The organism is Pedobacter lusitanus (assembly GCF_040026395.1).
GTDB lineage: Bacteria > Bacteroidota > Bacteroidia > Sphingobacteriales > Sphingobacteriaceae > Pedobacter > Pedobacter lusitanus.
In genome coordinates, this window is sequence record NZ_CP157278.1 from 1,420,871 (window position 1) to 1,440,900 (window position 20,030).

Below are 20,030 nucleotides of genomic sequence, written 5' to 3' on the forward strand. Positions count from 1 at the left end.
CAAAACTAATAAATATTTACAGCTACGTTACACTTTATTTTTACAGTAGCGTACCTTTGCCGGAACAATGAATTTTATTATGAGACATCAATCCTCCGTTATTTGCGCTATTTTACTGAGTGCCACGTTGTTTGCTTCATCCTGCAAAGAAGAAAGAAAACTTCCGATATATGGCTTAAGAGACACTAAAACCGTTAAAAACAGCGACGGAACGCAAGGTGTTGACACAATATATCAGACTATCCCTGCTTTTAAATTCCTGAACCAGGATAGTGTATATATTACAAATGACCATTTTAAGGGAAAAATCTACATTGCCGACTTCTTTTTCACTTCATGCACCAGTATCTGCCCTATTATGCACAGAAACCTGAAAATGATCTCAGATAAGTTCAAAAATAATCCTGATGTCATGTTTTTATCACATACCATAGATTTTAAGTACGATACACCTTCTGTACTTAAAAAGTATGCACAAAAACTGGGAGCCGACAGCCCGAAATGGCAATTTGTATACGGCCCTAAGGACAGTGTATACACGCTGGCCGGGAAGAGTTACCTGGTTGCCGTAAATGCAGACAGCACCAACAGAGATGGTTATGTACATCAGGGATTTTTAGTCCTGATTGATAAAGACAGAAGAATCCGCGGTGCCTATGACGGAACAAATCCTGAACAGGTGGCACAGCTGGAAAAAGATATTCCGGTTTTACTGGCAGAGGATAAAAAATAGAGATGAGAAAATTTATATTGATTAGTCTGGTTTCGCTAACGCTGATCAGCATGTTTTATTCTTGCCAGACTGCAGAGACAGTACAACAGGATGCCTATTATGTTAATGGAAGAGATCTTTATATCAAACATTGTCAGAATTGCCATGGTGCCAAAGGCGAAGGACTGGGTGCTTTAACCCCACCGCTTACGGACAGTGTATTTATGAAGACTAACAAAGCAAAGCTTGCCTGCTTTATCAAAAATGGGATTTCTACGCCGGTTACTGTCCATGGACAGGTTTATGAAGGTAAAATGCCTGAATTTAATCTGGCTGATATAGATATCGCTCAGCTGATTGTTTATATCACCAATGGCTTTGGACATCGGCAAGGCATGTACAACAACCAGCAGGTAGAAAACGATCTTAAGAACTGCAAATAGCAATTTGTTTTTTTTCTGTAGCTTTGCGCAAAATGCAAGCTGTTCTATCGCTGTAAGTAATGCTCCGGCATCTTAAAGAGGAAAGTCCGGGCAACACAGAGCATCTCGCTTCCTAACGGGAAGAGGTTTGGGATTGAAGACCTGAATTATGGAAAGTGCCGCAGAAAATATACCGCCGATGGCCGCAAGGCACAGGTAAGGTTGAAATCGTGAGGTAAGAGCTCACGAATTTTCCAGGTGACTGGAAGAGCTGGTAAACCCCGGGAGTTGAAAGACCAAATAGGCTGACGCATGTAGGGCTGCTCGTCCGATGTCAGTGGGTAGGTCGTTAGAGATAAATGGCAACGTTTATAGTAGATTAATGGTAGAAGCCCTGATTTATCAGGGTACAGAACCCGGCTTACAGGCTTGCATTTTTTCATTTTATCTGTATTATTTGATAATTAGTAAATATATTCGTATCCGATAAAAGATTAACATACCCTATGGCTAAATTATTAATAATTGATGATGAACGTGCGATAAGAAGCACATTACGTGAGATCTTAGAGTACGAAAATTACGAGGTAGAGGATATTGATAATGGAGTTGACGGACTTGATCTGATCAAAAAAAAGAAATACGACCTGGTATTATGTGATATAAAAATGAATAAGATGGATGGTATGGAAGTGCTTGAACAGGCATTGGCATACAGTCCGGATCTTCCATTTATTATGATCTCCGGCCACGGTACTGTAGAGACCGCAATTGAAGCCAGCAAAAAAGGAGCTTTTGATTTTATCTCTAAACCACCTGACTTAAACCGTTTATTAATCACTGTAAGAAATGCACTGGACAGAGGTAACCTGGTTACTGAAACCAAAGTATTAAAACGCAGGGTTAGCAAAACAAGAGATATTCTGGGAAGTTCAGAGAATATCAATAAAATCAAGGAAACAATTGAGCGTGTTGCCCCTACGGAAGCCCGTGTACTAATTACCGGTGCAAATGGTAGTGGTAAAGAATTGGTTGCACGTTGGTTACATGAGAAATCAAATCGTTCTGAAAGCCCTTTAATTGAAGTAAACTGCGCAGCAATTCCATCTGAACTGATAGAAAGTGAGCTTTTCGGTCACGAAAAAGGATCATTTACCTCTGCAGTAAAACAAAGGATCGGTAAATTTGAACTGGCTAATGGAGGCACCCTGTTTCTGGATGAAATTGGTGACATGAGCCTTTCTGCACAGGCAAAAGTACTTCGTGCTTTACAGGAACATAAAATCACCCGTGTTGGTGGCGAAAAAGAATTAGAAGTTAATGTACGTGTGCTGGCAGCAACGAACAAAGACCTGATGAAAGAAATTGAAGACGGTAATTTCAGAATGGACTTATACCACCGTCTGAATGTAATCAATATTCACGTCCCTCATTTAACTGAACGCAGAGAAGATATTCCTGAAATTGCAATGAGCTTCCTGGAGGACATTTGCAAAGACTACGGCATGCCAGTCAAAAAAATCAGTGAGGCAGGGATGGTCGCTTTACAAAACTTACCATGGACAGGTAATGTGCGTGAACTGCATAATATGATTGAACGTCTGATTATTCTGAGTGATAAAATAATCTCAGAACATGAGGTTATCGCATTTGCCAATCCGGGCGGAGGTACAAATATCGGTGCTGCTAATCATAGTCATAATGGTGGTAACAACGGTTCTTCAGGTGGTGTAACCAATTATGATAAATTCACAAATTTCCAGGATTATAAAGATCATGCAGAAAGAGAGTTTATCAAATTCAAACTGGAAAAGAACAACTGGAACGTATCTAAGACCGCGGATGACATTGATATTCAACGAAGTCACCTGTATAGTAAAATTGAGAAATTCGGCTTAAAAAGAGTAACTGAATAGTATATTTTTTAAGACGGGTCTATAGAAAAAGGGATTAGCAAAATAAGCTAATCCCTTTTTTAAGATCAGCTGAAAGCTGACCAGTGTATAAACCTATTTTTTCAGGATATAGTGATCAGCAAGAGCACCTGTAATTTCTTTACCTTCCATATCCCGCTGGAATAGCTGATTCTCTCCAACAAAATACTTATTCGGCGCATCTTTTATACCATCCAGTGTAATAACCTGTCCTGCTTTATCCCAGGTAAACTTTCCTTTTTCTTCATAAACCTTTGTATCGCTCTTACCCAGATATTTGGTCTTCACATTATAGGTCAGATCTTTCCCTAAAACTATAGTAGTTTCGATACCTTCACAATCGGCACAGGGAACAACTCCTTTGTAGGTACCATCCCAGTCTAAAGAGTTCATTGAGTTATGTCCGTCAGCTGTTTTTGCGGTATCAGTTTTAACTGCTCCCATAGTCAGGCTGTCTTTAGACAGACTATCTGCATTTAGTTTTTCAGATTTGTTTGAATTGCCGCATCCCCATAAGGTGCAGCCTGTAATAGCAATTGCCAGAATTTGTCTTTTCATGGTACGTTATTTTTATGTATATTCACAAGAAGCAAGAAACACGCCAAAGAATAATCAGGTATGAAATCTGGAAAATGTTTTATAGCTTCATGTAAATTTAAAAAAACCACAATATGAAAAAGTTAATCGTTATGATGCTGTTGGCTGTAATGGCTTTTACAACCACGCAAACATTCGCTCAGACAAAAAAAGATGGCTCAAAGGATATGCGTTATAAAAAGAACAAGCAGCCAATGAAAAAAGACGGTACACCAGACAAACGTTTCAAAGCAAACAAAGAAACTAAGAAACCAACTACAGTTAAAATGACTCCTCCTGCAAAAAAAGCAGCATAATCGTTAACTGAATAATACAAATTAAATGCCCTGTTAGTTAACAGGGCATTTTACATATCTGAACTACCTGTGACAACAATTAGCAAATAATTTACGTTATTTGAGCTGACAGGATCCTGACGTGATGAAAGGCTCCGGTCACTATAAAAGATAAACAGATGAAACTGATCAAATATTTGAGTACCCTGGTACTTTTTTCTCTGCTCGCGATTGCTGCTTCTGCACAGGATGCAGTAGTTATTGATACTGGCAACTTTGTCCGTGGAACAATCCAGGGGACAGATTTCCTGACTGTCGGTCTTAAAAAAGATGACGGGACACTTGAAAAGTATAGTGCTAAAGACATTAAAGAATTTTTATGGAATGGGGAAACATTTGTAAGTAAACCATTTGTCACCAATAAAAAAACAGATTACCGTTTCTTTAAACTCGTAGAAGCTGGCAAGCTGAATTTGTATTCTATGGGCGGCAGCACAGGTCTGGCTGAAAAACCAAAACGCCGTGTCCGTTTCTCTCCTTCTATTGGTCTTGGTATTGGAACCGGAGGTTATAGTGGTGTTGGAATTGGCGGAGGAGTAAGTTTTGGCGGCAGACGGGATGATGATGACAGACCCAGAAGAGAACGCCGTGCATTATATTATATTGAAAAGCCAGGATCAGGTGAGATGCTGGAAATTACTCCGGACAACTCTGATACCAATACCCAGTATATTAAAAACACCTTAATGGAGAAAATGTCTGATGATAAAGATCTGACTGAACGCATTAAAGGAACTGAATATTTTGATGTAAAATCTATAGTGTCACTGGTAAAGAACTACAATTCGGTTCATCAGTAACCTCCTTATAATTCAATGCAAAAGGCCGTTAACCTGATCAGGTTAACGGCCTTTTGCATTACAGCTTCAGGATGGATTGTTCAGATCATACATTTCATGCATCACTTCTTTTAACTGTCCGTATATCTTTTTATAAAACCCGAAGACCTGCTGATAGACCAGATGGTTCTTTTCATCAGGTTCGATATAAGTAAGATTCAACTGATCGGGCTGTGGATAATCAGCTGACAGCCCGATAGTCTTAAAAGCAAGATAGGCAGCTCCAACCGCCGAAGCATCTTCTGCACTATACAGCAAAAGTTTTTTACCAGTAATATCAGCCATAATCTGCAGCCAGATAGCCGAAGTAACAAAACCTCCGCTTACATTCAGCTGCCTGATTTCCTGCCCGGAAGCAGTAAGTGACTGCAAAACATCATTTAAAGCAAAACAAATTCCCTCAATCACCGCCCGGGTAAAATGAGGAGTCTGATGATTCAGATGCATTCCAAAAAATGTACCGCAGCTTTTGGAGTCCCATATAGGTGCACGTTCCCCCTGTAAATAAGGCAGAAAAATCAGTCCGGAAGCTCCTGGCAAAATGGACTCAATTTTACCCAGTGCCTCATCATAATCTTCTCTCTTAAGCTCCGTCTTCTGAAAGATATTTTTCAAATGCCACTTCAGTGCCACTCCCCCATTATTTACCGGTCCTCCGTTGATAAATATCTGCTCATCCAGACGATAGCTAAAGTTCATAGCCTTTTCATTAACCACAGCAGTATTCCCTGCAACTCTCAGCGCACCACTGGTCCCGATAGTCAAAGCGGCAATTCCGGGCTGTATAGCTCCGGTTCCCAGGTTGGCCAGACAACCATCTGTTGCCCCAATCACAAATGGTGTTTCTTTGGCGAGCAATGGCAATACGGCTAAAGTATCCGTATTTTTCCTCAGATGGTTGGTGCTAACCAGTGCAGACAGCTGCGCCGGCCTGATACCGGCAGCTGCAAGAGCTTCAGGATGCCATAACAATGTATTCACATCCATTAACCCCGTACAGGAAGCTACTGAATGATCCACTTCAAAAACACCAAACAGACGATACCAGATATATTCTTTAATAGAAATGAACTTATAAACGCTTTTAAAAAACTCCGGTTGATTTTCTCTGATCCAGATGATTTTGCATAACGGAGACATCGAATGAACAGGTGTTCCGGTAGCTTTATATAAAGCGGTTCCAAGCCCGGAGGCTAACAGCGAATATGCTACCGCAGTACTTCTGCTATCTGCCCAGGTCATCATTGGGGCTAATGCCTTACCATCTTCATCAACCGCAATCAAACTATGCATTGCACAGCTCAAACTGATCGCTGCAGGAGCAGATTTCAGCCTGGAGACTATGGTGGTTATACTTTGCTGAAAAGCCTGCCAGATCAGCTCAGGGTCCTGTTCACTATAACCAGGCTGATCCACATTTGTTGGATAAAAATACTGACTGCTGTCGAAAGCCCTGTGATCTGTTCCAACTGCTACAGCTTTAGTACTTCCGGTTCCGATGTCTGTTCCTAAAATGTATTGCATGATTATCGATTAAGCTGCAATTTATACTTTAACCCTACTGAAGCAAAATTTAATTCCAAAAGATGGATTTGATATGGCATAATCAAAAGGCCTGCCGGAATAAATCATTTCACAGCAGGCCCTGATATAGACACAAAGATATCTTGATAGGTTGATACAACGATTTAGTCACTAGATCTGAGACCAGCCAGAACTGCTTTAGCGTAAGTTACATTGGCATTAAAAGTATAAACCATGATACCACCTTTCTGTCCCTGAGTTGGTACCCATTTAGCCAGTTTAACATCTTCGGTCTGCGACTTCCCTCCTTCGGCATAAGAACCAAAAACCATTTTTGAAGCTGGTATTTTATTGGTACCTGTTGCATAGTTCATCATCAGCTGACAGTCAGTAATCTTTCTGTCATAAGACTGCACCTGGAAATAGTCGATCGCATCTACATATTTCTCTGCAATTTTATTCCAGGAATAAACATCCAGTCCGGTAGCTGTATGTAACTGTGTATTGTTAGCAGCTTTTGGCCCGAAATATTTGGTCAGTGCTCCTATACAGGAAAGGAAATTAGGATTGGCGTCCATAGAACCGCTGTACCAGCCATTATACCCGATCTCTGAAAACTTTGGAAATGGAGGAATAGGGTTTGGTCTTTTTCCTGAATGTTCTATATCCAGGCTGATTCCGTCCAGATGATATTTATCAATCAGTGTTTGTTTTAAAGTCGTTGCCCAGATTTCAGGAGTGGCATATCCATCTGGCTTAGCATCCTGCCAGCTGGCCGCATCATCCACATTTTGTAAAACCTTAATTCCTCTTTGCTGTAAGGCCTTAACATCACTGAAATACTCCCCGTAAGACTTGTAACTGGCCATCATACCGGTCCCGGCAGGATATTTCAAAGTATCCAGATACTGCCAGTATTTAACACCAAACAAGACCACCATATCTACACCATCAGGCATATCACGGAGTTTAAAAGTAGGATTACGGCCATCTGTAATGTAATAGGCAATAAATTTCTGCTTTACCGCAGCTTCTGTTTTTGCAGTACCTGTGTCAGTACCAGCACCTGACTCCTGTTTTTTACAACTCGAATAAATCAGCGCAGGCAATAGCAGGCAGATTAAAGCGACCAGATTTTTTTTACTGTTTTTCATAAAGGTATATTTAATTAAAAAATAAGAATTCGCAGGTTAGAACTCTTCCACGTAATCCAGATCTTTAGAGAAAGTCTCTTTCATACGGCTTAATGCATAAAATGCAATAGCAAGACTGATAATGGCAACAGTTATCCCTGAATGGATAATATTCCCGCCAAAAGCACCTTTTAACAATTGAAAAAGAAGAGTTAAAGGCACTACAGCACCACGCACAAAATTTGGAACGGTAGTAGTTACTGTCGCTCTGATATTGGTACCAAACTGTTCAGTAGCAATGGTCATAAAAATTACCCAGTAGCCAACAGTTAAGCCTATTCCACCACATAACCAGTAAAAATGCTGTAAACTGAGGTCATACAGGGTAAAATAAGCCGTAATCCCCAGTGTCGCCATAGCAAGAAAAAGATAAACTACTTTGATCCTGCTCTTTAGCCATTGACTGATTAATCCACCGGCAATGTCCCCTATAACAATCCCTCCGTAACACCAGGCTACCGCTGCTCCTGCACTCACTTCACCCTGCACCCGCAGTACTTTACCAAATTCGGGAGATAAGGTAATGAGCACGCCTACTACAAACCATAAAGGAATACCGATCATAATACACCTTACATATTTAACAAACTGTATTTTATTCCTGAACAAAGCAAAAAAATCACCCCGGTTACTGGCTTCTTTAGATTCGCTGAACATGCCCGATTCTGCAACCCCTACACGGAGCAAAAGCAATAATAAGCCTAAACCTCCGCCTATAAAAAAGGAAGTCCGCCAGTCAAAGAGCTGGGCAATAAAATAGGCTACCACCGCACCACTCACGCCTACAGAAGCGACAATAGTGGTTGCATAACCTCTTTTTTCTTTAGGCATCAGTTCTGCGACCAGTGTGATCCCTGCTCCAAGCTCTCCTGCAAGTCCCAGTCCGGCAATAAAACGCCAGAAAGCATAGGCATTTACAGAATGTACCAGGCCATTGGCGATATTAGCCATAGAGTATAAAAATATGGAACCAAATAATACGGATAAACGTCCTTTTTTATCACCCAGCATCCCCCATAAAATACCACCAATGAGCATACCGATCATCTGCGTGTTTAACAGCATAATACCTGTATCAGTTAGCTGAGTACCACTAAGCCCTAAGGATTTTAAACTTGGAATACGGACAATACTGAATAATAAAAGATCGTAAATATCTACGAAGTAGCCCAGAGAGGCTACAAGAATAGCTGCGCTTAGGGCAGTGTTTGAGGCTTTATTTGGTTGCATTAGGTCGATTGATGTTTTTATATAACTAATGTAGTAATTTATGCTTCACGTAATTAACTTTCTTTAACAATTGGGATGCTAAAATTCAAATATATTTGTGGGCAAGTGTCCATTAATCAATTAAACCCATAACGTATTATAGCCATAACTCTACTTTAACAACACTATCAAAGTATGACAGGTGCTAATCATATGATTTGGGAACATCAGCAGCATTGCCAGATTTCATTACAACTAGCTGCAGAAGAACTATTCGATTCTCTGGACGACAGGCTTTCGCCTAAAGTGTTCCTGATTGGGGTATTGCTGAAACCAGATATGCACCTGCCTTTTGTAAGCCTGGAATGTCCGCACTGTGAATATTACAAAAAGGATTTTGTCTCTCTCAAAGCCTTAAGCATACAACACAGCCTTTTAGTGAAACAGGAAAATGACGAGCAAAAAGAGAGCCATACCGGAACTTTAAATACTGCCTATATCACAGAAATACAACATATTCTAAGATCACATGTACATGGTAAAAACAATGTGAATTTTATCTCTGAACCGGTTTTCATTAACGGATACCTGGTTTATACAGTCCTGGAACTCAGTAAAAGAATACTCAGTACATTTTACTATCTGACTAAAAACACCCTGCCTGGCGGTCAGTGTATAAGCCGCTCTTTTTTAGAGAGTATAATCAGGGTTTATCTTGATGCCAGTGCAAATGCCCTAAAGACCAAACCAAAATCAGATTTTAATGTGCTGGCCAAAAGCCGGGATGAACTGGTCAGCCAGGCAGGCCTTAATTTTCTGACCACAATTTCTCTTGCCGGACAAAATCCTGGAGGTTTGCATGTATTGTTTGATGCTTGTAACACGATCTCTTCGCTAAAATATGAAGGAGAAGAAGGGTTTGGAAAAATGGTCATTGCCCATCAGCAGCATCCTAATGTAAAAGTGACTATGCTGCTCGAAAACCCGATCCATATCAAAGATTTCAGGAAAATGAGGAAGTTTCTGGAACTGGCCGACAATAAACAGATGATGCTTTCTGATTCCGTCTGGATATATGGTCTCGGACAGTTAACCGGAAAATATAACTTTCACGATGAGTCTTTGTTTATCATCCATTTCACCAAACATTTCCACTGGGAAGTGCTGCATCATAACCATATCATGATGTCCGTTTCTTTCCGGATGCCGGCTTTGCATAATGAAAAAATCAACAGAGAAAAGTTCTATTCCAGCCTGAAAAGAGTTTTTCAGGGCATCGATAAATCAAGACTAAATGCACTATGGGAAGTTACCATGGAAGCAACAAAACAAAAACATGGAACCATTCTGGCTATCTCTTCTGAAGCCAGTGGAGAAGCACTCCGACTAAACAGTCAGTGTTTTAAGATTAAACCCATGCGGATCAATAAAGATATTATTCATCAGATTACCTCTATTGACGGCGCAGTATTAATTGATATTGATTGTACCTGTCATGCTATCGGTGTTATTTTAGACGGTGTAGCTTCTGCTAATGGCGATTCATCAAGGGGAGCCAGATATAACTCTGCTATCAGATATTATGAGCACATGATCAATAAGGCTCAGACTATATTGGTTGTCATTTCTGAAGATGGTCTGATCGATCTGATTCCCGATCTGAAACCACAGGTTAAACACTCGGTTATTGTATCTCATATCAGAGAATTAACCAGTCTCAGCCAGTCGGACAAATATCTAAGAAAGAACTTCAACCGGCTCATGGAGTTTTTCCAGGAACACGATTTCTATCTTTCACCAAAAGAATGCGGAACAGTAAACCGGCTGCGCCGAATTGTTGAATTTAAATATAAAGACAGCGAAGACGGAGTGAGAATGATCTGGAATAATTTAGTGCCAAATGCCGATATGAATATTGGTTATTATGTAAGAGAATAAAATTGTTTTTGCCTGAGCATTTTACAATTTTTAATCATATTTGCTGCTATGATCAGAATAGCTATTGCCTCTCCTCCATTTCCAAAATCTATCAGCGACGGTTTGTACTGGCTTGAAAAACTGGTAAAAAAAGCTGCTACTGAAAAGGCCTCAATCATCTGTTTCCCAGAATCCTATATCCCAGGTTATCCAGGAATGGGTTATGAACCGGAAGATCGTCTTGATGAAAAATTACAGGCAGCGCTCACTAAAGTTTGTGCAATTGCAGCTGATCATGCCATTGCGGTTATCCTGCCTATGGACTGGCATGAGCCCGAAGGAATTTTAAATGTTGCTCACGTGATTTCTGATACAGGCAAAATATTAGGTTATCAGGCAAAAAACCAGCTCGATCCATCAGAAGACCAACTGTGGATTCCTGGTGAAAAACGTCAGATCTTTGAAGTAAAAGGAATGAAATTTGGCATTACAATTTGCCATGAGGGATTCCGTTATCCTGAATCAGTAAGATGGGCTGCACAAAACGGGGCTAAAATAGTCTTTCATCCTCATTTTAGTGGAAGCAATACCGGTGGTATACAGCTCAGAGAATGGGGAGCCAAAGAGAACCCTTATTATGAAAAAGCAATGATGATGAGGGCATTGGAAAATACGATCTATTTTGCCAGTTCAAATTTCGCTTCTCTTCATCCTGAATCAGCAAGTGCTGTAATAGGCCCTGACGGGACTTGTCTGGTACACGAGAAATATGGAAAAGCAGATATTATTGTCGCAGATATTGACCCTGACCTGGCTACAGGTTTCCTGGCAAAAAGATTTAAAAATCATCTGTATAACTAAAAAAGGGGCTGGTATTCAATACCGCCCCTTTTTTAAAAGATATTATTTAACAGTTGCATCCTGCTGTTTCTGGCTTCTGGTCCAGATCTTATATTTTACCTGAAAACCTTTTGGCGCATAAACGATAATCGGCAATTTGCTGTTATAACGGGTCAGTTCTGTATTATAAATAAATTTATCTTTTAGCACTCTGTCCGGACATCCTCTCATCGTAGAGGTAGTTTTGCCATCAGAATTGTACTCAAAATAAGTGTAACCCCATCCTTTCAGATCTTTCTCTTCAAATTTCCCCATCAGATTGTGCAGGTTACAATCTACTTTCATGGTTTTACCTACAATGATTTCTACTTTAAAATCTGCTTCATTCTTTTTAGGGGTTAATTGAATAACCGAACGCTCAAATCCCTCTTTTGGTTCAGGATAGATCTTTAAATTCTGTTTGTCCTGAGCAAATGAGGCTGTTGTTGCTGTAATTAATCCGAATGCGATTGTGAGCAGTAATTTCATAATGTTATATTTTAATTTATCATATTCTACTTACAAGAAAGATGCCAGAAGGGGATTTTTTAGCTCCCAATGATATTATCCACAAAAATGACATACACCATACTAAATGCAATATAGTTGCTTTTATATTTGCATATCGTTTATCATACAGCATAGCATTTTTATATCACTCAATAATTTTCACGTATATGGCCCTATCAAAAACCTCTCAACAACTTGACCGTCTGGGAATGACTGCTTCAACTCTATGTGCTGTTCACTGTGCCCTGGTTCCTATTTTTTTAACTACCCTACCCCTTTTGGGACTCGAATTTTTAAGCAACGAATGGGTAGAAATCTCTATGATTATCATTTCAGTATTTCTGGGCGTACTTTCTCTGAGTATGTCTTACCGGAAACAGCATCATAAATTACTTCCGTTTTTTATCCTGTTTACGGGTTTCGCACTTATCGGTATTGGCCATTTTTCCGGAATTGAAAGTCTTGAGCCCATTCTGATTCCTCTGGGTGGGTTTACCGTGGCAGCTGCCCATCTGGTCAACTGGAGGTTAAATAAAGTTTGTACACATACTGCTAAACATTGATTCTGACAGTTCAGCTTCAGATATATTTTCCTTTCATCTCTCTGATTGTATAAACAATATGTTTATTTTGCCACTATGAAATCCTTAGCTAAGAAAACCTATATTTTATCAGCTGCAATGTCAATGTTATCTTTTGGTCTTCTGGCCCAGAAAACAGCAGCTAATATGGATGATCAGGTCTATATCAGATCCCATTATACAAAAATTGAGAAACAAATCCCTATGCGGGATGGCATAAAGCTCTTTACGATTATTTATGTGCCAAAAGACGGGTCAAAAAAATATCCGATCATGTACAACCGTACACCCTACAGCGCAGGCCCTTACGGACCCGAATTGTATAAGACCAGTTTAGGCCCGTCAATGGTTTTTGCAAAAGACGGATACATATTTGTTTATCAGGATGTAAGAGGCAGATATATGTCTGAAGGAGAATTTGTAGCCACCCGTCCTTATTTTCCGGATAAAAAGAAAAAGACTGATATAGATGAAAGTTCTGACAGTTATGATACCATAGACTGGCTGATTAAAAATGTACCATCAAACAATGGAAAAGTTGGTACCTGGGGGATTTCTGCTCCTGGCTTTTATACCACTATGACTACCATTGATGCACATCCGGCATTAAAAGCAGCCTCACCCCAGGCTCCGGTAACAGATTGGTTTATGGGAGATGACCGCCATCACAATGGTGCATTTTTCCTGATGGGTACTTTCTCCTTTTTGTCTTATTACGGTGCACCAAGACCAGAACCTACACCTGACCATGCGGTACCATTTACAGCATTCGGTACACCTGATGCCTATGAGTTTTATAAAAACCTTGGCCCGGTAAAAAATGTAAATGAGAAATACTTCAAAAGAAAAAATCAGGTCTGGAATGAGATGGTAGACAATGAATCTTACAGCGACTTCTGGGCTTCCCGTACACCTGTACCACACTTAAAAAAAATCAAGCCTGCAGTAATGACTGTTGGCGGATGGTTTGACCAGGAAGATTTGTATGGACCGCTTAAAACTTTTGCTGGTATTGAAAAAAATAAACCAGCCAGCCCAAACTATCTGGTAATGGGTCCATGGACTCATGGAAGCTGGACAAGAGGCAAAAATGACTTTTTAGGTAATGTACGCTTCTATTCAGAAACCGGCCCGTATTACAGGGAACAGATTGAACTTGCCTTTTTCAATCACTACCTGAAAGGCACAGCCAATCCTGATCTTCCAAAAGCCACTATATTTGAAACAGGTTCCAATCAGTGGAAAAAATATAGTGCTTGGCCACCTGCAGAAGCTAAGGAACAGCGTTTATATTTCCATGCCGGCGGAAAACTTTCTTTTGAAGCGCCTGCAGACAATACAAAAGGTTATGATGAATTTATCAGTGATCCTGATAAACCAGTTCCCTATACTAAAGAGATCAGAATAGACAGAGGTACTGATTTTATGTATGAAGATCAGCGTTTTACCGCATCCAGACCTGATGTACTGGTTTATCAGACTGAAGTACTGGAAAATGACGTGGTCATTTCAGGTCACCTGCTGGCCGACCTGTTTGTTTCTACCACAGGTACCGATGCCGATTTTGTCGTGAAGCTGATTGATGTATATCCTGGCGACGCGCCCAACGACAGTCCTGTCCATGAGACCAAAATGGGCGGCTTCCAGCAATTGGTCCGTGCCGAAGTGATGCGTTCCAAGTTCAGAAATAGTTTTTCAACGCCAGAAGCAATGATCCCTGATCAGATAACTGAGGTTAAATTTGACATGCAGGATGCAGCTCATTGCTTTAAAAAAGGGCATAAAATAATGGTACAGGTACAAAGTTCCTGGTTCCCGCTGGTAGATCGCAATCCGCAAAAGTTTGTTAATATTTATAAAGCTACTGAGGCCGACTTTCAGAAAGCGACCCACCGTGTATACTTTAAAAAAGGACAGGCATCCAGTGTAAAGGTTAGTGTATTGAAGGCTGATTAAGAATAATCAGCCTTATTTCAGAGGCAGATTAGAAAATTTCTACTGCCCAGCTTCGTTTCCAGTCAAGACCCGGCGATAAAGATTGTATTCCTTCTTTATCGCTGAGCTGCTGGTTATGATGAATGCCATCTGCAATACCACACCAAGGCTCCAGACAAACAAAATCTGCATCTTTAGCTGCCCAGATACCAAAAAACGGGAAATCTATAAAACGAAATGTCAACCCATGCTGATTTTTAGTGTTTCGAAGCTGAATTGACTTACTGTTCAGGTCTTTCATCACCAATGCATCATTATAAAACAAGTCATGCTGCAGATTTAGCTTCCGCTCATTTAACTGTATAACTACAGTTTTATCACTAATCAGGTTATCTTCTATTTCATGAACATGCAGGGCTTCATCCTGTGAAAAATCCAGATAATAGTCTTCATAAACTGTATCTGATGTTAAAGGCACAGCGAAAGCAGGATGTCCGCCAACAGAAAACAATAAATCTTTTACTCCGGGATTATGCACTTCATAAGTACAGGAAACCGAAGCGCCTGAAAGCTTATATCTTAAACTGAATCTGAATTCAAAAGGATAAACTTTTAGTGTTTCACTGTTATTGGAAAGTGTAAATAAAGCCTCCTGCTCATTGATCTGCTGAACCTCAAATTCAAGATCCCTGGCAAATCCGTGACGTGGAAGCTGATAAGACTGGTCTCCGATACTATAGGTATTATTCTTTAATCCACCTACAACAGGAAAAAGTACAGGACTGAATTTACCCCAGTATGCTGAATCCCCTTTCCATAAATACTCAAGGTTAGTCTGTTTACTTATAATATGCTGCATTTCTGCACCTTTGGCCGCAACAGCTACTTTAATATGCTCGTTTTCCAGTAAAATCATCATTTGGTAACTAATAATCTTTCTATTCTTTTAACTACATAATCCAGATCAAATGGCTTGCTGATATAAGTATCAGCACCCGCAGTAACACTTTGTTCTTTACTATCCGGATTTGCCGACATCACAATCACAGGAATATGTTTGGTAAAAATGTCTGTTTTCAGATCTTCGCAGATTTCTATCCCATTTCCATCCGGAAGCATTACATCTATAATAAATAAATCAGGAAGAGATTCATTCAGTTTACTTTTCAATTCTGCAAAAGTGGATGAAAGCTGCAATTCATAACCTTCATCTTTTAATAAAAACTCAATAATATATCTGATATCCTGGTCATCTTCCAGTACGTGTATTCTTTTCTTCATAATTGCTTTAAGGATCAAAATCTAATTCTCAGCAATATGCAAACATTGTTCCGGTTTCTTTAATTATTGCTATTTTATCTTAACTATCTTTCCTTAAGACTGCTAAAGGAGGCTGTGTAAGCACACCTCTGCTGCTCAGCATTCCTGTAATTACTACAATCAGGATTACTGAACTGAATAATAGCAAAACCGGAAAGAAAGAAGGGGTAAAATCTGTTCCAAAAAGATATACTGCCATGATCCAGCTTCCGGTCATCGCAATCAGTACGCCCGCCACAGCTGCAATCAGCCCCAGAAACAGATACTCTATTGCGGTAATGGACAGAATCTGTTTACCATTTGCACCTATAGTTCTCAGCAGAACAATTTCCCGGAGTCTTTGATTTTTACTGCTCCTTACAGCAGAAATCAAAACGATCCACCCGGTAACAATACTAAAAGAAGCCATAAAACGGATCACAAAGCTAATTTTACTCAGCAGCGTATCCAGTACCTGTAAAACCAGCCCAAGATCAATCACAGAGATATTAGGGAAACTCCGGACTACTGCAGCCTGAAATTGCGCCGAAATTTTAGCATCCCCGATTTTAGTCATCAGTACGTGAAACTGAGGGGCATCTTCCAGTACGCCTGCCGGAAATACAACCCGGAAATTAGTTTGTACCCTGCCCCATTCTACCTTTCTTAAACTTCCGATAACTGTTGGGATCATCATTCCCTGCACGTTAAAGAGCATTTGATCTCCCAATTTCACGCCTATGCGCTCCGCATAACGTTCATCCAGCGAAATATATATTTTATCTGCAGGAGATTTCACCTGCCCTGTCCAGGTTCCGCTGGTTACTTTTTCTGCACCAGTCAGCCGGGTCTGATAAGTAGCTCTGATTTCATTTTTAAAGACCGAAGCTGAACTTTCCCTTTTTTCATTTCCTTTATCAGCTGTTTGCTTATTTTTCAAACTATCAGCGACCGCTAGCTGGGCAGCAGTTTTGCCATTAATTTCTTCCAGACGCATAGTGACCACAGGAACCTGGTTCATCAGCGGCAGATGGTATTTTCCGGCAAGTGCATTTACCGCTTTAACCTGATCACTCTGAATATCAAAAAGAGCCATATCTGGCTGAACCTTTCCGGATGATAAAGTAACTTTATTAATCAGTATGCCCTGAACAAAATATAAAGTGGCAATCAGCGTAGTGGATAAACCGATGGCTACAATCAGCATCAATGTCAGGTTATTTGGCCGGTACAAATTAGAAAAACCCTGTCTCCAGGTATAAGCTATACCAGCAGGAAGTACTTTTCTGACCAGTGTCAGTAATAAAACTGATAACCCATAAAATATACCTGTGATTACGACCAGACTGACCGAGAATATTACTGCCTGTAACCAGCTGTTCATCTGCAAATAGGTAAAACCCAGTACAAATAAAAAGATGATCAGATAAACCATCATTTTTATCGGATCAGCCTTTTCTTTTGATTGCTCAAATGATACTCTTATCGCATTCAGCGGAGATATCCGTCTGACAGATAATAAAGATGGAAGGGCAAAAAGTATCGCTATGACCACACCGGTGATAATGCCCTGCAAAATTGCCATCCAGGAGATCTGCATATTAAAATCTACCGGCAGAAAATCCCGGAGTGCGTAAGGCAGCAGAAACTGTAATCCTGTGCCGGCTGCAGCACCTGCAACAGCCCCAATAAAACCAATAAATGTAAGCTGAATCAGATAGATAAAGAAGGCCTGCCAAGCACTTACGCCCAGACAGCGCAAGGTTGCTATAGCCGCCATTTTTTCGCTGATATAGACATGAATAGCACTTCCTACACCAATACATCCCAGTAATAAGGCAATAAAACCTGCCAGAGAAAGAAACTGCGTAAGATCCTGAAATGCACGTCCTGTATTTTGTTTTTTAGACGCTACGGTTTCATGATCAAGCCCTTCTTTATCCAGTACCGGCCGGATTTTTTTCAGAACCAGAGGAATGTCGCTTTGTCTGTCAAATTTATAGTAATAGGAATAGTGAATACGGCTGCCAAACTGCGCCAGCCCGGTACCAGCGAGATACTTAAAGGGAATATAAACGACCGGTGAAATAGAAGCCATAACACCGATTTGTCCGGGAGCCTGGTCCAGATAGCCTGAAATGGCAAAATTAAGTTTTCCTACCTGTATAGAATCTCCAGGTCTGGCATTAAACTGCAGCATGACTGTCTTGTCAACCAATGCATTCCGGCCCTGATCCCAGGTTTTGGCTGCCACCTTTGGCGTGGTTTCAATCTCCCCGTAAAACGGATATTTACCTTGTAAGGCTCTGATCTGAACCAGTCTGCTCCCCTGTCCTTTAATAAAATACAACATGGAAGGGAAACTCTGTTCCTTAGCCTGCTGATTACCCAAAGTATCCAGCATTGCCATCGCAGGTGCGCTGATCGCTTTACGGCTGTCAATAATCAAATCTGCACCGGTCAGTGTTTTAGCCTGTTCGTCAATGTCCCGCTGTAAATTATCCCCGAAAGAATATACGGCAACCAGAGCCGTAATCCCTAAAATAATAGAAGAAGTAAAAAGGAACAATCTGGAACGATTTTTACGGCTATCTCTCCAGGCCATTTTAAACAACCAGGAAACAGCGATCCTTTTTTGGAGATTGGGTTGTTGATCAGGCATATGTCTTTTGTTCATCAGCTATAATTACTCCGCTTTTCAATCTGATCACCCTGTCAGTACGGGCCGCGAGTTCTAAATCATGTGTTACAATTACCAGCGTCGTACCTGCTTCCTTATTTAAATCAAACAGCAGACGAATCACTTTTTCACTGGTTTCACCATCCAGATTCCCTGTCGGTTCATCGGCAAATAAGATCGCGGGCGTATTGGAAAAAGCTCTTGCAAGAGAAATCCGCTGCTGCTCTCCTCCCGAAAGCTGAACCGGGTAGTGATTTGCACGGTCGGTTAACCCAACTTTATCCAGTAGTTCCATGGCCCGCGGACGAATGTTTTTCTCTCCTCTGAGCTCCAGCGGAACCATAATGTTTTCTATAGCAGTCAGCGTTGGTAACAGCTGGAAATTCTGAAAAATGAAACCTACATAACGGTTGCGTACAGCGGCTCTTTCATCTTCTGAGAGCTGATCCAATACGATATGATTAAGTTCCACACTGCCCGAAGTCGCCCGGTCCAGGCCTGCACACAAGCCAAGTAATGTAGTTTTTCCACTACCCGACGGCCCGGTTATAGCTACTGTAGAGCCCTTATAAATAGAAAAATCAATATGATCTAGTATGGTAAGTGAAGCAGCGGCATTTTGATATTGTTTACTGATTCCTTTTATATTTAATATCGTTTCCAAAGAAATAAGGTTAAATGATGATATTTATTGATATTTGATACAACAACTGGTAAATGTTAACTTTTAAATATATCAAAAACCAATCTTTTTATATGATAAAGAGCAATAAGTTACGTTATAATTACATCGTTTTAATGATAGGTGCCTGTTTGCTGGCCAGTTGTGGAAACATGGAGAGTAAGACGGAGAAATCAACCCAGGTTACCAGTGGAGATTCTGCGCAAATCACATCTACGGCTAAAAAAGATCAGGTTAAACATATTCTGTTTTTTGGAACCAGCCTGACTGCCGGACTGGGTGTAAATCCTGAACAGGCTTTTCCTGCGCTGATACAAAAGAAAATTGATTCCCTGCATTTACCCTATAAAGTTATTAATGCTGGTTTAAGCGGAGAAACTTCGGCTGCCGGAAAAAGCCGTATTAACTGGATACTGAAACAACCAGTAGACATTTTCGTTTTAGAATTAGGCTCTAATGACGGCCTGAGAGGTATCCCGGTGACAGAAACAACGGCTAACCTGCAGGCAATAATTGATCGGGTAAAAGAGAAATATCCGAAAGCAAGACTCCTGCTAACTGGTATGCAAATGCCACCCAGCATGGGAGAAAAATATACAAAGCCTTTTGCGGCTATGTTTCCTGCATTAGCAAAGAAAAACAATATGGATTTACTGCCTTTTCTATTGAAAGATGTAGGCGGTATCACCCGGTTAAATCAGAAAGACGGCATACATCCTAATCCTGAAGGTCATCAGATCGTTGCAGCAAATGTATGGTCAAAATTACAACCTGAACTTTAA

19 protein-coding genes and 1 other RNA gene are annotated in these 20,030 nt (G+C 40.5%); 11 read left to right on the forward strand and 9 right to left on the reverse strand.

What is annotated here, in order from left to right:
* Positions 1-79 precede the first annotated feature (79 nt).
* The 4 genes from PL_RS06040 (at position 80) to PL_RS06055 (ending at position 3,050) form a co-directional block, all read left to right on the forward strand.
* Positions 80-733, forward strand: coding sequence for an SCO family protein (locus tag PL_RS06040; RefSeq protein WP_041884418.1), 654 nt, complete (start codon positions 80-82; stop codon positions 731-733).
* A 2-nt stretch (positions 734-735) separates the two neighbouring features.
* Positions 736-1,155 (forward strand): c-type cytochrome, encoded by a 420-nt coding sequence (locus tag PL_RS06045; protein WP_041884405.1) that lies wholly within the window; start codon positions 736-738, stop codon positions 1,153-1,155.
* Between the two features lie 31 nt (positions 1,156-1,186).
* Positions 1,187-1,574: RNase P RNA component class A (gene rnpB / locus PL_RS06050), an RNA gene on the forward strand.
* Between the two features lie 66 nt (positions 1,575-1,640).
* A complete protein-coding gene (locus PL_RS06055) occupies positions 1,641-3,050 on the forward strand; it encodes a sigma-54-dependent transcriptional regulator (RefSeq protein ID WP_348621224.1) in 1,410 nt (469 codons plus the stop codon).
* A 93-nt stretch (positions 3,051-3,143) separates the two neighbouring features.
* On the opposite strand, the gene PL_RS06060 is transcribed toward PL_RS06055, so the two are convergent.
* A complete protein-coding gene (locus PL_RS06060) occupies positions 3,144-3,626 on the reverse strand; it encodes a copper resistance protein NlpE (protein WP_041884403.1) in 483 nt (160 codons plus the stop codon).
* Between the two features lie 113 nt (positions 3,627-3,739).
* Between PL_RS06060 and PL_RS06065 the strand changes: the two genes are divergently transcribed.
* Positions 3,740-3,961, forward strand: a complete 222-nt coding sequence (locus PL_RS06065) for a hypothetical protein (RefSeq protein ID WP_041884402.1) — start codon at positions 3,740-3,742, stop codon at positions 3,959-3,961.
* 158 nt (positions 3,962-4,119) lie between these two features.
* Entirely contained in the window at positions 4,120-4,800 is a 681-nt protein-coding gene (locus PL_RS06070; protein WP_041884400.1) for a hypothetical protein, read from the forward strand.
* Between the two features lie 66 nt (positions 4,801-4,866).
* On the opposite strand, the gene PL_RS06075 is transcribed toward PL_RS06070, so the two are convergent.
* From PL_RS06075 to PL_RS06085, 3 genes are all read right to left on the reverse strand, one after another.
* Positions 4,867-6,363 carry a gluconokinase gene (locus tag PL_RS06075; protein WP_041883551.1) on the reverse strand — a complete coding sequence of 499 codons (1,497 nt, stop codon included), beginning with the start codon at positions 6,361-6,363 and terminating at the stop codon, positions 4,867-4,869.
* Positions 6,364-6,527: 164 nt separating this feature from the next.
* Entirely contained in the window at positions 6,528-7,517 is a 990-nt protein-coding gene (endOF3, locus tag PL_RS06080; RefSeq protein ID WP_348621227.1) for an endo-beta-N-acetylglucosaminidase F3, read from the reverse strand.
* Between the two features lie 36 nt (positions 7,518-7,553).
* Positions 7,554-8,786, reverse strand: a complete 1,233-nt coding sequence (locus PL_RS06085; protein WP_041883549.1) for an MFS transporter — start codon at positions 8,784-8,786, stop codon at positions 7,554-7,556.
* A gap of 192 nt (positions 8,787-8,978) precedes the next feature.
* Here PL_RS06085 and PL_RS06090 point away from each other — a divergent pair, with 192 nt between their 5' ends.
* Both PL_RS06090 and PL_RS06095 read left to right on the forward strand, forming a co-directional pair.
* Positions 8,979-10,703, forward strand: coding sequence for a DNA integrity scanning protein DisA nucleotide-binding domain protein (locus tag PL_RS06090; protein WP_200890766.1), 1,725 nt, complete (start codon positions 8,979-8,981; stop codon positions 10,701-10,703).
* Positions 10,704-10,751: 48 nt separating this feature from the next.
* On the forward strand, positions 10,752-11,543 hold the full coding sequence (locus tag PL_RS06095) for a carbon-nitrogen hydrolase family protein (protein WP_235324579.1): 792 nt from the start codon (positions 10,752-10,754) through the stop codon (positions 11,541-11,543).
* 42 nt (positions 11,544-11,585) lie between these two features.
* On the opposite strand, the gene eco is transcribed toward PL_RS06095, so the two are convergent.
* Complete coding sequence (gene eco, locus PL_RS06100; protein ID WP_041883548.1) at positions 11,586-12,050, reverse strand: serine protease inhibitor ecotin; 465 nt, start codon at positions 12,048-12,050, stop codon at positions 11,586-11,588.
* A 188-nt stretch (positions 12,051-12,238) separates the two neighbouring features.
* Here eco and PL_RS06105 point away from each other — a divergent pair, with 188 nt between their 5' ends.
* Both PL_RS06105 and PL_RS06110 read left to right on the forward strand, forming a co-directional pair.
* Positions 12,239-12,634: a MerC domain-containing protein gene (locus tag PL_RS06105; protein ID WP_041883547.1), complete on the forward strand. Its 396-nt coding sequence runs from the start codon at positions 12,239-12,241 to the stop codon at positions 12,632-12,634.
* Between the two features lie 75 nt (positions 12,635-12,709).
* A complete protein-coding gene (locus PL_RS06110; protein ID WP_041883546.1) occupies positions 12,710-14,608 on the forward strand; it encodes a CocE/NonD family hydrolase in 1,899 nt (632 codons plus the stop codon).
* Positions 14,609-14,636: 28 nt separating this feature from the next.
* On the opposite strand, the gene PL_RS06115 is transcribed toward PL_RS06110, so the two are convergent.
* The 4 genes from PL_RS06115 to PL_RS06130 form a co-directional block, all read right to left on the reverse strand.
* Entirely contained in the window at positions 14,637-15,506 is an 870-nt protein-coding gene (locus PL_RS06115; protein WP_235324578.1) for an aldose 1-epimerase family protein, read from the reverse strand.
* Complete coding sequence (locus PL_RS06120; RefSeq protein WP_041883555.1) at positions 15,503-15,868, reverse strand: response regulator transcription factor; 366 nt, start codon at positions 15,866-15,868, stop codon at positions 15,503-15,505. The genes PL_RS06115 and PL_RS06120 overlap by 4 nt, the downstream gene beginning before the upstream one ends.
* A 79-nt stretch (positions 15,869-15,947) precedes the next feature.
* On the reverse strand, positions 15,948-18,548 hold the full coding sequence (locus tag PL_RS06125; RefSeq protein ID WP_041883554.1) for an ABC transporter permease: 2,601 nt from the start codon (positions 18,546-18,548) through the stop codon (positions 15,948-15,950).
* Entirely contained in the window at positions 18,541-19,230 is a 690-nt protein-coding gene (locus tag PL_RS06130; RefSeq protein WP_041883545.1) for an ABC transporter ATP-binding protein, read from the reverse strand. The genes PL_RS06125 and PL_RS06130 overlap by 8 nt, the downstream gene beginning before the upstream one ends.
* Before the next feature lie 92 nt (positions 19,231-19,322).
* On the opposite strand from PL_RS06130, the gene PL_RS06135 reads away from it, so the two are divergent.
* On the forward strand, positions 19,323-20,030 hold the full coding sequence (locus PL_RS06135; protein ID WP_041883553.1) for an arylesterase: 708 nt from the start codon (positions 19,323-19,325) through the stop codon (positions 20,028-20,030).

Excerpts from the sequence above, each read along its gene's own strand:
- PL_RS06040 (WP_041884418.1), top strand. The coding sequence starts at position 80 with ATGAGACATCAATCCTCCGTTATTTGCGCTATTTTACTGAGTGCCACG.
- PL_RS06045 (WP_041884405.1), top strand. The coding sequence starts at position 736 with ATGAGAAAATTTATATTGATTAGTCTGGTTTCGCTAACGCTGATCAGC.
- PL_RS06055 (WP_348621224.1), top strand. The coding sequence starts at position 1,641 with ATGGCTAAATTATTAATAATTGATGATGAACGTGCGATAAGAAGCACA.
- PL_RS06060 (WP_041884403.1), bottom strand. The coding sequence starts at position 3,626 with ATGAAAAGACAAATTCTGGCAATTGCTATTACAGGCTGCACCTTATGG.
- PL_RS06065 (WP_041884402.1), top strand. The coding sequence starts at position 3,740 with ATGAAAAAGTTAATCGTTATGATGCTGTTGGCTGTAATGGCTTTTACA.
- PL_RS06070 (WP_041884400.1), top strand. The coding sequence starts at position 4,120 with ATGAAACTGATCAAATATTTGAGTACCCTGGTACTTTTTTCTCTGCTC.
- PL_RS06075 (WP_041883551.1), bottom strand. The coding sequence starts at position 6,363 with ATGCAATACATTTTAGGAACAGACATCGGAACCGGAAGTACTAAAGCT.
- endOF3 (WP_348621227.1), bottom strand. The coding sequence starts at position 7,517 with ATGAAAAACAGTAAAAAAAATCTGGTCGCTTTAATCTGCCTGCTATTG.
- PL_RS06085 (WP_041883549.1), bottom strand. The coding sequence starts at position 8,786 with ATGCAACCAAATAAAGCCTCAAACACTGCCCTAAGCGCAGCTATTCTT.
- PL_RS06090 (WP_200890766.1), top strand. The coding sequence starts at position 8,979 with ATGATTTGGGAACATCAGCAGCATTGCCAGATTTCATTACAACTAGCT.
- PL_RS06095 (WP_235324579.1), top strand. The coding sequence starts at position 10,752 with ATGATCAGAATAGCTATTGCCTCTCCTCCATTTCCAAAATCTATCAGC.
- eco (WP_041883548.1), bottom strand. The coding sequence starts at position 12,050 with ATGAAATTACTGCTCACAATCGCATTCGGATTAATTACAGCAACAACA.
- PL_RS06105 (WP_041883547.1), top strand. The coding sequence starts at position 12,239 with ATGGCCCTATCAAAAACCTCTCAACAACTTGACCGTCTGGGAATGACT.
- PL_RS06110 (WP_041883546.1), top strand. The coding sequence starts at position 12,710 with ATGAAATCCTTAGCTAAGAAAACCTATATTTTATCAGCTGCAATGTCA.
- PL_RS06115 (WP_235324578.1), bottom strand. The coding sequence starts at position 15,506 with ATGATGATTTTACTGGAAAACGAGCATATTAAAGTAGCTGTTGCGGCC.
- PL_RS06120 (WP_041883555.1), bottom strand. The coding sequence starts at position 15,868 with ATGAAGAAAAGAATACACGTACTGGAAGATGACCAGGATATCAGATAT.
- PL_RS06125 (WP_041883554.1), bottom strand. The coding sequence starts at position 18,548 with ATGCCTGATCAACAACCCAATCTCCAAAAAAGGATCGCTGTTTCCTGG.
- PL_RS06135 (WP_041883553.1), top strand. The coding sequence starts at position 19,323 with ATGATAAAGAGCAATAAGTTACGTTATAATTACATCGTTTTAATGATA.